The organism is Gordonia sp. GN26 (genome assembly GCF_054823965.1).
Genome location: NZ_JSYC01000114.1, coordinates 25,273 through 36,128, shown reverse-complemented (window position 1 = coordinate 36,128; position 10,856 = coordinate 25,273). Strand labels below are relative to the sequence as shown.

At 67.2% G+C, this 10,856-nt stretch carries 14 protein-coding genes; 7 read left to right on the top strand and 7 right to left on the bottom strand.

The window, feature by feature from the left end; translation table 11 throughout:
• Positions 1–47 precede the first annotated feature (47 nt).
• From OK17_RS18930 to OK17_RS18910, 5 genes are all read right to left on the bottom strand, one after another.
• A complete protein-coding gene (locus OK17_RS18930; RefSeq protein ID WP_461418387.1) occupies positions 48–533 on the bottom strand; it encodes an SRPBCC family protein in 486 nt (161 codons plus the stop codon).
• Positions 534–536: 3 nt separating this feature from the next.
• Entirely contained in the window at positions 537–911 is a 375-nt protein-coding gene (locus OK17_RS18925; RefSeq protein WP_232717552.1) for an ArsR/SmtB family transcription factor, read from the bottom strand.
• Positions 912–1,166: 255 nt separating this feature from the next.
• Positions 1,167–2,831 carry an ABC-F family ATP-binding cassette domain-containing protein gene (locus OK17_RS18920; protein ID WP_461418386.1) on the bottom strand — a complete coding sequence of 555 codons (1,665 nt, stop codon included), beginning with the start codon at positions 2,829–2,831 and terminating at the stop codon, positions 1,167–1,169.
• Positions 2,832–2,872: 41 nt separating this feature from the next.
• Positions 2,873–3,673 carry an aquaporin Z gene (gene aqpZ, locus OK17_RS18915; RefSeq protein ID WP_461418385.1) on the bottom strand — a complete coding sequence of 267 codons (801 nt, stop codon included), beginning with the start codon at positions 3,671–3,673 and terminating at the stop codon, positions 2,873–2,875.
• On the bottom strand, positions 3,670–3,900 hold the full coding sequence (locus tag OK17_RS18910; RefSeq protein ID WP_232717549.1) for a hypothetical protein: 231 nt from the start codon (positions 3,898–3,900) through the stop codon (positions 3,670–3,672). Before OK17_RS18910 ends, aqpZ begins: the two co-directional genes overlap by 4 nt.
• 162 nt (positions 3,901–4,062) lie before the next feature.
• Between OK17_RS18910 and OK17_RS18905 the strand changes: the two genes are divergently transcribed.
• The 6 genes from OK17_RS18905 to OK17_RS18880 all read left to right on the top strand — a co-directional run bounded on the left by OK17_RS18905 (position 4,063) and on the right by OK17_RS18880 (position 8,486).
• Positions 4,063–4,998, top strand: coding sequence for a hypothetical protein (locus tag OK17_RS18905; RefSeq protein ID WP_461418384.1), 936 nt, complete (start codon positions 4,063–4,065; stop codon positions 4,996–4,998).
• 192 nt (positions 4,999–5,190) lie between these two features.
• Positions 5,191–5,664: a flavin reductase family protein gene (locus OK17_RS18900; protein ID WP_461418389.1), complete on the top strand. Its 474-nt coding sequence runs from the start codon at positions 5,191–5,193 to the stop codon at positions 5,662–5,664.
• A complete protein-coding gene (locus OK17_RS18895; protein WP_461418382.1) occupies positions 5,661–6,398 on the top strand; it encodes a pyrimidine reductase family protein in 738 nt (245 codons plus the stop codon). The genes OK17_RS18900 and OK17_RS18895 overlap by 4 nt, the downstream gene beginning before the upstream one ends.
• A gap of 51 nt (positions 6,399–6,449) precedes the next feature.
• Positions 6,450–7,649, top strand: a complete 1,200-nt coding sequence (locus tag OK17_RS18890) for an NAD(P)/FAD-dependent oxidoreductase (RefSeq protein ID WP_461418381.1) — start codon at positions 6,450–6,452, stop codon at positions 7,647–7,649.
• A gap of 48 nt (positions 7,650–7,697) precedes the next feature.
• Entirely contained in the window at positions 7,698–7,934 is a 237-nt protein-coding gene (locus tag OK17_RS18885) for a hypothetical protein (protein ID WP_461418380.1), read from the top strand.
• A gap of 69 nt (positions 7,935–8,003) precedes the next feature.
• Positions 8,004–8,486 (top strand): hypothetical protein, encoded by a 483-nt coding sequence (locus OK17_RS18880; RefSeq protein WP_461418379.1) that lies wholly within the window; start codon positions 8,004–8,006, stop codon positions 8,484–8,486.
• 84 nt (positions 8,487–8,570) lie between these two features.
• Here the strand turns inward: OK17_RS18880 and OK17_RS18875 are convergent, their stop codons facing one another.
• The gene (locus OK17_RS18875) at positions 8,571–8,993 is read right to left on the bottom strand and encodes an NUDIX hydrolase (RefSeq protein ID WP_006865521.1); all 423 of its coding nucleotides are present in this window, start codon (positions 8,991–8,993) and stop codon (positions 8,571–8,573) included.
• A 153-nt stretch (positions 8,994–9,146) separates the two neighbouring features.
• Here OK17_RS18875 and OK17_RS18870 point away from each other — a divergent pair, with 153 nt between their 5' ends.
• Entirely contained in the window at positions 9,147–10,205 is a 1,059-nt protein-coding gene (locus tag OK17_RS18870; RefSeq protein ID WP_461418378.1) for an N-acetylmuramoyl-L-alanine amidase, read from the top strand.
• Between the two features lie 28 nt (positions 10,206–10,233).
• Here OK17_RS18870 and OK17_RS18865 read toward each other — a convergent pair whose 3' ends face one another.
• On the bottom strand, positions 10,234–10,797 hold the full coding sequence (locus OK17_RS18865; protein WP_461418377.1) for a TetR/AcrR family transcriptional regulator: 564 nt from the start codon (positions 10,795–10,797) through the stop codon (positions 10,234–10,236).
• Positions 10,798–10,856 lie beyond the last annotated feature (59 nt).

The window sequence follows — 10,856 nt, the reverse complement described above, 5'->3', positions numbered from 1 at the left end:
GCCGGCCGAGTAGGCCCGAGGCGCCAGCCGAGGGCCGTATCGAGGTCTCAGGACTTCAGGAACTCGTCGATCTGGTTGATCGCCGCGGTGGAACCCTCGACGACGCCCATGTCGAGAACCTTCTGAAGCGCTTCGGCGGATTCGAAGGTGCTGATGTAGGTGGCGACGGTCTTGCCGTCCTTCTCCACGAACGCGTACGAATTACGCGACTCGGGCATGTCGGTGATCGGGTTGAGGTCCGCGTCGGCGAACCCGTCGAGGAACGTGAAACCGTGTGGCTCGTTTACGGATTCGACCTTCCAGTAGCCGCCGAACTTCTCCCCTTCGGGACTGGTCATGTAGTACGTGACCTTGCCGCCCGGCTCGAACTCGTGGTCGACGACGGTCGCCGGGTAGGTCGGCGGGCCCCAGATCTTCTCGAGCTGGCGCGGGTCGGCGTAGATCTGCCAGACACGCTCGACGGGGGCGGCGAACTCCGCGTTGATCGTGATCGTGCGGGCGTCGAGGTCCGGGGTGATGTCGATGACAGGCATGGGTCATTCCTCCGATGATGTTGCAGTGGGTGGGGTTTCGAGCGAGAGCAGGTCGTCGATGCGCGCGATACGGCCGCGCCACACCTGTTCGAGTTCGGAGAGCATCGAGGCCACCGAACGCACCGCGGCGACATCGCCACTGGCCAGTTGCTCGCGCCCCTGACGTCGTTTCGTCAGCAGGCCCGCTTTCTCCAGCACGGCGACATGCTTCTGCACTGCCGCGAAGCTCATGTCGTATTTCGCGGCGAGTACCGAGACCGAGTGTTCACCGGCGAGCACTCGCCGCAGGATGTCGCGGCGAGTGCGATCGGACAGCGCGTGGAACAGGGCATCGGCCCTGTCCTCCTCGTCTGGCGATGTACCAGTGGTTTCGGCCACATCTACAACATACAACCGATCGGTTGTATGTCAACCCCTGCGCCGACAGCCTCGAAGGCCTGGCGAGACACCCTCCCGACCGGCCACCGGTCGACGTCAACCCGACCGGCAGACTTCGATCGACGTCTGCCGGTCGGAGTTGAGGTTCGGCAGTCGGGAACCGGGCACTTCTCAGGGAGCGGGCCCTGTCGACCTCACGACGGCCTGGTGACCCACTCTCCCAACCGGCACCGGTCGACGTATGAGGGTTACGCCTCACTGCTCGGTGACGTGACCACCCTCGACGTGCCAGTGCCGGTCGACGCGGACGTTGGCGAGCATCCGCCGATCGTGGGTGACCAGGAGCAGCGCACCGTCGTAGGAGTCGAGTGCCGATTCCAACTGCTCGATCGCGGGAAGGTCCAGATGGTTGGTGGGCTCGTCGAGCACCAGGACGTTCACTCCGCGGGCCTGTAGCAACGCCAGTCCGGCGCGGGTGCGCTCCCCCGGCGACAGCTCGCCGACCGCGCGGTCGACATGGTCGGCGCGTAGACCGAACTTGGCCAGCAGAGTCCGGACGTCGGCCGTGGTGTGGTCGGGTACGAGTTGGGCGAAGCGATCGGCCAGCGGTGTCGTGCCGGTGAACTGGCCTCGCGCCTGGTCGATCTCACCGATCGCGACGTTGGCGCCGAGTTGCGCTGTCCCCGAGTCGGGTTCGAAGTGGCCGAGGAGGAGTCGGAGCAGCGTCGACTTCCCGGCGCCGTTGGGTCCGGTGATGCCGATACGCTCCCCGGCGTTCACCTGGATCGAGACCGGACCCATCACGAAATCTCCTTGTCGCACAACGGCGTTGTTCAACGTCGAGACGACCGAGCTCGATCGTGGTGCCGAGCCGATGGTGAACTCGAGGACCCATTCCTTGCGCGGCTCGGCGACCTCGTCCAGGCGCGCGATCCGGCTCTCCATCTGCCGCACCTTCTGTGCCTGCTTCTCACTCGATTCGGTGGCGGCGCGGCGTCGGATCTTGTCGTTGTCGGGCGCCTTGCGCATCGCGTTGCGCACACCCTGACTCGACCACTCCCGCTGAGTGCGCGCCCGCGCCACGAGGTCGGCCTTCTTCGCGGCGAACTCCTCGTACTCCTCGCGCTTGTGCCGGCGCGCCACCTCGCGTTCCTCGAGGTAGCTCTCGTAGCCGCCCCCGAAGACAGTGTTGGTGTGCTGGGCCAGGTCGAGTTCGAGAACCCGGGTGACGCTGCGTGCCAGGAACTCTCGATCGTGACTCACGAGCACGACCCCGCCGCGGAGGCCGGCGACGACCTCCTCCAGTCGAGCGATGCCGTCGAGATCGAGATCGTTGGTCGGCTCGTCGAGCAGCACGATGTCGAATCGGGAGCACAGCAGTGCGGCGAGGCCGACCCGCGCGGCCTGCCCACCCGACAGGGCAGTCATCGGCGTGGTGTCGGGGTCGATGACGTCGGTGGCGAGACCGAGGTCGGCGAGGACAGCCGGTAGGCGTTCGTCGAGATCGGCAGCGCCGGTGGTGAGCCAGTGATCGAGTGCCGACGCATAGACGTCGGCGGGATCGTCGGCACCGGCCGAAGCGGACTCGCCCGCAAGCGCCGCGGCAGCAGCATCCATCGCCTGTGTGGCAGCCGTGCAACCGGTCCGACGCCCCACATACTCACGGACAGTTTCACCGGGAATCCGCTCGTGTTCCTGAGGAAGCCAGCCGACGAAGGCGTCCGACGGCGCCCGTGACACCGACCCCGCCAGCGGTGCGAGATCACCGGCCAGCACCCGGAGCAGCGTCGTCTTACCCGCCCCGTTCGCGCCGACCACCCCGACCACATCGCCGGGAGCGACGGTGAGGTCGAGGTGATCGAACAGGACGCGATGGGCGTATCCGCCCGCGACATCCTTGGCGACGAGAGTTGCGGTCATCGGTCAATGGTCGCACCACCGGCGACGCCGGCCGTGCCCGGTCAGCCCCTGGTCCCACCCTGCGTCGGCGCGGGGGCCGGTTCGCCGGGCGCCTTGCCCAGCGCGAACTTTCCGTCCTGGAACATCAGCGGGTAGAGGATGCCACCGATGAGGCCGCCCAGCAGCGGCGCGAGCCAGAACAACCACAACTGGCCGGGGGCCCCGTTGCCGTTGAAGAACGCGACCGCCGTCGAACGGGCCGGGTTGACCGAGGTGTTGCTGATCGGGATGGAGATCAAGTGGATCAGCGTCAGGGTCAGACCGATTGCCAGCGGCCCGAATCCAACGGGTGCCCGGCCGTCGGTGGCGCCGAGGACGACCAGCAGGAAGAACGCCGTCAGGACCACCTCGGCGATCAGGACCGCCACGAGGGTGTAGTTGTTCGGCGAATGGTCGCCGTAGCCGTTGGCCGCCATGTTCCCGGTCGCCTCGAAGCCCGGCCGACCGCTCGCGATCGCGTACAGGAGGGTGCCGGCAAGCAGACCGCCGACGACCTGGGCGATCCAGTAGCCCGGCAGGTCTTTCACCGGCAGCCTGCCGCTGACCACCGCGCCGAGGGTGATCGCCGGATTGAAGTGGGCACCCGAAACGTGCCCGACGGCGTAGGCCATCGTGACGACCGTCAGACCGAATGCCAGCGAGACGCCGAGCAGACCGATGCCCAACTGGATCAGGGTGTCATTGTCGTCGCTGGCATTCGCGACGTATTTGGCCGCGAAGATGGCGCTGCCACAACCACCGAAGACCAACCAGAACGTGCCGAAGAGCTCGGCCAGCAACCGGCGTGGAGTACTTGTTGTCATGAGACCTTGTCTCCTTCGCCCGGCTCGTCGATCACAGGCACGGCGACGCCGAGCCGGTATGTCCCCGCCACCGTGTCCTGAGTGGACCGCAGTCCCCGAGGAATGTCTGCCCGTTTACGAATCTCATGCTCAGAATTGACGCTCGCGTGTCCTTCGATTCTCATTCGATTGCATGAAAAACGGTATTCCGCGCGTTCGCGAAATAGGCCGGGGAACGCAATCTTCACGACGCGCTCCACCCCTCCTGAGCTGCGAGAACATCCGGTTGAATGCTGCCGGTGGACCTTTCTCGAACACCCTGTTGGGCGCATTGGTGCTCGGTACTCTCCCGTTGTCGATGACCGCCTCCGGGCGGATCTTGCGTAATCGCCTCAGAGAAGGAGCCCATCGTGGGTAGTCCCTACGATCCCAACCAGCCCACTCGGCTCGGCCCGCAGGATGGGCAGCAGCCGTACGGGCAGCAGCCCTACCCCCAGCCCGGTTACGGGCAGCAGCCCTACCCGCAGCCCGGTTACGGGCAGCAGCCGTACAGCCAACAACCCGGTGGTCAGCAGCAGTATGGACAGCAGCCTTATGGTCAGCAACCTCCCCCGCCTCCGGCGTCGTCGGGTGGCGGCAAGAAGTGGTGGTTCATCGGCGGCGGTGGCCTCCTGCTCGTGCTGATCGTCGTGGTGGCGGTCGTCCTCGCGTTCACGCTGGGCGGCGGCGACAGTTCCGACGAGCCGAAGGTCCCGACGGCGTCGGCCGTCGCCCTCCTGCTGCCGGAGTCCGAGTTCCCGGACATCACCGGCGAATTCACGCTGGAGACCGAGCAGTCCGACGACGACGGCACCACCGTCGACAACGAGAAGTGTGCTCGATTGGTGAAGACCCCGGACAGCAGCGCCGACTTCGCGCAACGCGAACTCTCCGAGACCGTCGACGGCGGTGAGGTCTTCTTCGGCCTCGACCAGTACAGCGCCGATGTGACCAAGCCTGCCGATGGAGGTTACGACGACTTCGACGAGATCCTCTCCGCCTGCGAGACCTTCACACTGAACCTCGAGGAGGACGGGGAGACCATCCCCGTCGCAATGAAACTCGACAAGCAGACCCTACCGATCAGCGGCGACTACAAGGCGGTCCGGATGACCGGTCAGTTCTCCATCTCCGACATCGAGGTCCACATGGTGGGGACCCTGGTCGTCGGCGAGGAGCGGGGAGTCTCCTTCTCGGTGTCCCACAACACCTTCAGTGACAGCGCACCATCGGTCAGCTCGGAGGTCACGAGCAACCTCGCCGAGATGTACACCGCGCAGCGTCAGCAGATCACCGACGCCGCCTAGCACCGAGGTGTCACGGATTCGCCATCTCCGATACGGATGCGCTGGTTCCGGCCAGTCCCCCGATCGGAGGTGGCGATTCCCCTTCTCGTGGCCGGCGGGGATTGGTGACCGCCAAGATCGGGTAACTCTCGCACGACAAGTGGCTCGCGAGGAGAAGAGGTGGGTGTGGCAGGCACGGACGCGTTCGACAAGATGGTCGGGATCATCGACTACCCGGTCTTCGTCGTGACCACCGTCGCCGACGGTCGCCGGTCGGGATGTCTCGTGGGTTTCGCCACCCAGACGAGCATCGACCCCCGCCGTTTCCTCATCGGCATCTCGCAGGCCAACCACACGCACGGCATCGCAACCTCCGCCGAACACCTTGCCGTTCACCTCATCCCGAGCGCTCACCGCGACCTCGCCGAACTGTTCGGAGGGCAAACCGGCGACGAGGTCGACAAGTTCGCGAGGTGCCGCTGGTCAGAAGGACCGTACGGGCTGCCCATTCTGGACGACTCCGAGATGTGGTTCGCCGCAAGTATTCTCGATCGCATCGATGTCGGCGACCATACGGCGCACATCGTCGAACCGGTCGACGGCGCGGTGGTCGTCGACGATCCGTCGCGCGATTCGTGGGTCAGTTTCGCCGATGTCCGCCACATCAATCCGGGGCACGACGCATGAGCGACAAGACGCTGCAGGACCATCCGGATTTCGACGCCCCGACCTTCGCCGAACACCATTACGCCGACTTCCCCGAGGGTGTGCGCACCAACATGGTGATGAGCATCGACGGCTCGGTGAGTTTCCGCGGTCGGGTCGGTCCGCTGTCCTCCCCCGCCGACCGCGCCCTCTTCCACGCTCTGCGCGCGCTGTCCGACGTCGTACTGGTCGGAGCCGCCACCGCACGCGTCGAGAAGTACGGTCCCCCGACCTTGTCCGACGAACTGATCGCGTTGCGGTCGCGGCTTGGGTGGCCGGGGGCGTCGGGCATCCCGCGCCTGGCGATCGTCTCGCAGTCCTGCTCACTTCCCGAGAGGTCCCTCGACGTACCGCACGAGCAGCGCCCGATCGTCATCACCTCCGCCCGGGCCGACACCTCTCCGGTGAACGACCGAGCCGAGGTCATCGCCGTGGGTGACGAGACCATCGACCTTCCTGCGGCTATCGACGAGCTGCGGGCCCGAGGGTTGCGTCGCATTCATTGCGAGGGCGGCCCGAGCCTGCTCGACAAACTCACCGAAGCCGACCTCGTCGACGAATTCTGCGTGACGATGGCACCTCAGGTGACCGGCGAGGGCTGCCCGGTCACCGACCCCGCCGCCGCAGTCCTCAGCCCGCTCGACGCCCCGCGCCGCTTCCGGCTCGCACACGCGGTCCCGCACCACGACGACGTCTTCCTTCGCTACGCGCGGTGACCGCGGCAGGCCCGCCCCGTTTCCCGGCGAGTCCACCGGGTACCCGTCGCCATGACCACATCCAGCGAGTCCCGCCGGTTCGACGTCGTCGTCGTAGGTGGCGGCAACGCCGGCATCAGTGCCGCCGCACGCCTGATCCGACGCGGCGTCTCTGACGTCGCGATCATCGAGCCCCAAGCCGTACACACCTACCGGCCGTTGCTGTCCTACGTCGGAGGCGGACAGGCGACACTCCGCGACGCCGAGCGCACCCAGCGATCGGTGACCCCGGAATCGGCGACCTGGCTGCGGGATTCGGTGACATCCATCGATGCCGGCAGGCGGACGATCCAGTGCGAATCGGGAACCGTCGTGGAGTACCGGGATCTGATCCTGGGGGTCGGTCTCGTACCCGACTCGGAAGCGATGCCCGGCATCGGAGAGGCGATCGACGAGCCGGCGGTGACCAGCAACTACGTCGACCGAGCGGCGAAGACCTGGGAGCTGGTGACTTCGATGCCGCGCGGCGGTCGAGCGGTGTTCACGGTGCCTCGACCCCCGGTCAGCTGCACCGGTACCACCCTCAAGCCGCTGTTCCTCGCCGCCGCGCACTGGGAACGCACCGGGCTCCTGCCGACACTCGACATCACCCTGGTGGTGGACCGTCCCCATCTGCTCGGCGTCGACGACCTCGACGCCCGCCTGTTCGCCCGTCTCGAGGAGCTCGGCGTCCGTGTCCTCCTCGACTCCGGAGTTCAGTTACATCCCGGCGACAGGCGGGTCACCGCGACGTCGGCGGCCCATACCGAGGACCTGGAGTTCGACATGCTGCACGTGGTGCCACCCTTCCGCGGCCCGTCGATGGTCGAGGAGTCGGGGCTCGCCGGGGACCAGGAGCAGGGACTCGTCGACATCGATCCGCATACCTTGCGGCATCGCTCGCATCCCGAGGTGTGGGCGGTCGGGGATGGGGCCGCGATCGCCACCGACCCCTCGGGCGGCGGACTCCGCAAGCAGGTGGAGATCCTGGTCGACAACATCCTCGCAGCACGCACCGGCAACGCTCTACGCGATTTCGACGGCTACACGGTGGCTCCGATCGCGACCGCGTCGCATCGTCTCATCGCGGCCGAGTTCGACCGGGACGGAACGCTGATGTCATCGATCCCGTCCTTCCTCGACCCGCTCAAACCACGTCGCAGCGCCTGGGCGTTCGACCGCTACGTCCTGCCCCGCTTGTACTGGAATCTGATTCTGCGAGGGCGTGTCTGACGTGAGATCCGGCGGGACCAGGGGGTGCCGCCGCTAATATCCTCCTCCATGAGCAAGCCGAAGAAGAGCTGGAAAGAGCTATCCCCCACCGCAAAAGCCGCCATCGTGGCGATCGCGGCCGTCGACGCGGGCACCCGGGTGTGGGCCCTGCGGGATCTCGCCGGACGCCGCCCCGAGGAGATCAACGGACCCAAGCGGGCGTGGGCGATCGGCCTGTCGATCGGTTCGACCGCCGGTATCGGACCGGCGATCTACCTGCTGTGGGGCCGCAAGCGCCGCGGATGACGTCAGTCGAAGGCGGCGTCGAACGTTCCGCGGGACACTCGGCGCCGTCCTGCGACTAACGTCTGCGGCATGCAACAAGACCGCAGCCGGCAGATCATCTGGGTTCTCGCCGGCATCGCGACGCTCCTCGTGGCCGTCTTCGTCGTGCTCGCCACGTACACCTTCACCCGGGACCGCGGCGGTAGCGCCGACGCCGCTCCGGTCACCGTGACCGTCACGAGCAGCCCGGCCGAAGAACCGGCGCCTCAACCCGCACCGGTGACGCCTCCCCCGGTCACCACCCAGCCGGAGCCGACCGGGTCGACGCCCTACGAGGGTGGTCCGTGTTTCGAATCGGAGGCACGTTCCTTTGGTACCGCAGCCGACGGAACGAGCCTCGTGTGCAACTACATGGGCGCGGACGGGGACTTCAGGTGGGTGCAGCACGCCGACAACGACGGGTCAGTCCACAACCTCGGGGAACCCTGCGACCCTGCTGTCGACAAGGTCGCCCAGGACCCGTCCGGCAAGGCGATCATGTGCGGCGGCCAGTTCTGGGTCGACGGCCCGTGACGCCGCAGAATCGCGGGTTCAACCGCAGAACCGCTGGCCGTGAGCAGCGCGTCTTCCGACAGCCGGCAATCCTGTCCGTAGGCCTCAGACCAACTCGGGCAGTACGCATTCGGTGAGCGGCGCGAGGTCCGGCGGGAACGCCGAACCGTCGAGTGGTTGCCAGCGCAGTTCGGCGATCTCGGCGGCGGGGTTCAGCGTCCGCGCGTCCCGGTCGAGCACCGTCGTGGAGACGAAGACCGCTGCCTCCACGTCGAACCCGTCTTCGTTCGCGGCGACCGCCCGGTAGACGCCACGCGACTGCAGCTCCGACGGGTCGAGTTCGAGGTGCAGTTCCTCTCGGCATTCGCGGATCGCCGTCTGCAGCGCGGTCTCGCCGGGCTCGGGCTTGCCTCCGGGGAACATGAATCGCGCGGTGCCGCGCTTGCGCACGGTCAGGACCGCGCCGGCGGAATCCCGCAGGACCACCGCACTCACCCGGATGACAGCTGAATCGACCACGCAACCCACCTTAGTGTCCGCACCTACCGGGCGAATCGGCGGTCACGCTCGAGGGCCGAGTTACCGGCGACGTCGGGCGTAGGCTCGAATCATCGAAACTCTTTGACAGGGTGGACTTTCGGAGCAGTGACGCAGAGTAGGCACACGAGGGAGGCGACCACGGTGGCATGGACCGGCGACCCGATCTGGCTGGCCGACGTACTGCGCGCCGAGGGCCTGGCCGTCATCGAACACGCCGGGTGGCGTGGCCGCGGCCACGGGGATTTCCGCGACCTGCGCGGGGTGATGTGCCACCACACCGCCGGTGGTGGTCCCAACGACTGGCGGGTCGTGCAGGACGGTCGGCCCGGCCTGCCGGGGCCACTCGCGCAGCTCGTCCTCGAACGCGACGGGACCTACCGGGTGATCGCGGCCGGGGTGGCGTGGCATGCCGGGGCCGGCTCCCATCCCGGATGGCCGACCGACAACGCGAACTGGCACGTGATCGGGATCGAGGGCGTGAACAACGGCGTGGGTCAGGTCTGGCCGGCGGCGCAGATGAATGCCTACCGGCGTGGCTGTGCAGCGATCCTCCGTCGACTCGGCCGACCCGCGTCGGATTGCGCCGGTCACAAGGAGTGGTCGTCGGAGGGCAAGATCGACCCGAATTTCGACATGGTGTCGTTCCGTGCGGAGGTCGCCCGCCTCATCGCCGGCGGCCCGCCGGCACCCGTGGAGAACGAGATCGACGCCGAAGCCCTGGTGGCCCGGGCCTGGATCGGTGCCAGGCTCACACCCGGCGAACTGCCGACCGCGGACGGCGTCGGGCGCTTCGCCCGGTTCGCCAACGGCACGATCTACTGGCACCCGTATGTGCGCAACGGCGAAGCGACGGCCGTTCCGGCGCATCTGATGAAGACCTACGCGCAGTACGGATTCGAGTCCGGCTTCCTCGGCTACCCGACCCTGCGCCACACCGTCGTTCCCGGCGTCGGCGACATCCAGGCGTTCGAGGGCGGCACCCTGTACCGCCGCTACGGCGACGACGGCTTCCCGGTCCGCGGCGTCATTGGCAAACGCTGGGCGTCGGAAGGCTGGGAGACCGGCCCTCTCGGCTGGCCGATCTCCGACGAGTACGACAACGGCACCGGCGGTCTCGCGCAGGACTTCCAGAACGGGCGCCTGCAGTGGGACCCATCCGGTGCCGTGAAGGAGATCAACCGCGGCAGCGACGCGATGTGAACACAGCCGACGCGCACGTCCGCCTTGGCTACCCTGCCGAGAACCGCGAATTCAGCTCTGCCACACGGGCTGCCCGGTTCTCGGGACGCATCCGCCCGGCACGTTCCAGCAGATGAATGCCGTGCAGGGCAGCCCAGAAGGTCTCCGTCGCACTGCCGCGTTCGTCGTCCCCGATGGTTTCGGCGAGAACATCGAACCCCGCCCGTAGGTCTGCGGGCGTCTCGTCGCTGGCGAACTCGGCGTCGATGGCCTGCTGGAACATCGCTTCGTACACGGCGGGATGGGCCCGCGCGAAGTCGAGATAGGCGTTGGCGACCGACTCGACGCGACCCTGTGCGTCACCAACGCTCTCCGCCGCACGACACTGCCGCGTCAGCTCGACGAAACCCTCGAGCGCGACGGCCAGCATGATCTCCGACTTGCCTCCCGGGAAGTGGCCGTAGAGCACCGGCTGCGAGTATCCGATGGCCTCGGCGAGATGCCTCGTGGTGACCGACGACCAGCCCTCCGCGTCAGCACGACGCCGCGCGGCCTCGAGAATCGCACGACGCCGTTCCTCATAGCGCTTCTGCCGCGCGGTCTGTTCGGCCATCGGATCTCCTCCATTCCGTTGCACTCGCTCGCAACCCGGCCTAGCCTAGCATTACTAGA

What these genes read in the sequence shown, in the direction of transcription:
- OK17_RS18930 (WP_461418387.1), bottom strand. Translation starts at nt 533, where the DNA reads ATGCCTGTCATCGACATCACCCCGGACCTCGACGCCCGCACGATCACG.
- OK17_RS18920 (WP_461418386.1), bottom strand. Translation starts at nt 2,831, where the DNA reads ATGACCGCAACTCTCGTCGCCAAGGATGTCGCGGGCGGATACGCCCAT.
- aqpZ (WP_461418385.1), bottom strand. Translation starts at nt 3,673, where the DNA reads ATGACAACAAGTACTCCACGCCGGTTGCTGGCCGAGCTCTTCGGCACG.
- OK17_RS18900 (WP_461418389.1), top strand. Translation starts at nt 5,191, where the DNA reads ATGGTCGGGATCATCGACTACCCGGTCTTCGTCGTGACCACCGTCGCC.
- OK17_RS18895 (WP_461418382.1), top strand. Translation starts at nt 5,661, where the DNA reads ATGAGCGACAAGACGCTGCAGGACCATCCGGATTTCGACGCCCCGACC.
- OK17_RS18890 (WP_461418381.1), top strand. Translation starts at nt 6,450, where the DNA reads ATGACCACATCCAGCGAGTCCCGCCGGTTCGACGTCGTCGTCGTAGGT.
- OK17_RS18885 (WP_461418380.1), top strand. Translation starts at nt 7,698, where the DNA reads ATGAGCAAGCCGAAGAAGAGCTGGAAAGAGCTATCCCCCACCGCAAAA.
- OK17_RS18880 (WP_461418379.1), top strand. Translation starts at nt 8,004, where the DNA reads ATGCAACAAGACCGCAGCCGGCAGATCATCTGGGTTCTCGCCGGCATC.
- OK17_RS18865 (WP_461418377.1), bottom strand. Translation starts at nt 10,797, where the DNA reads ATGGCCGAACAGACCGCGCGGCAGAAGCGCTATGAGGAACGGCGTCGT.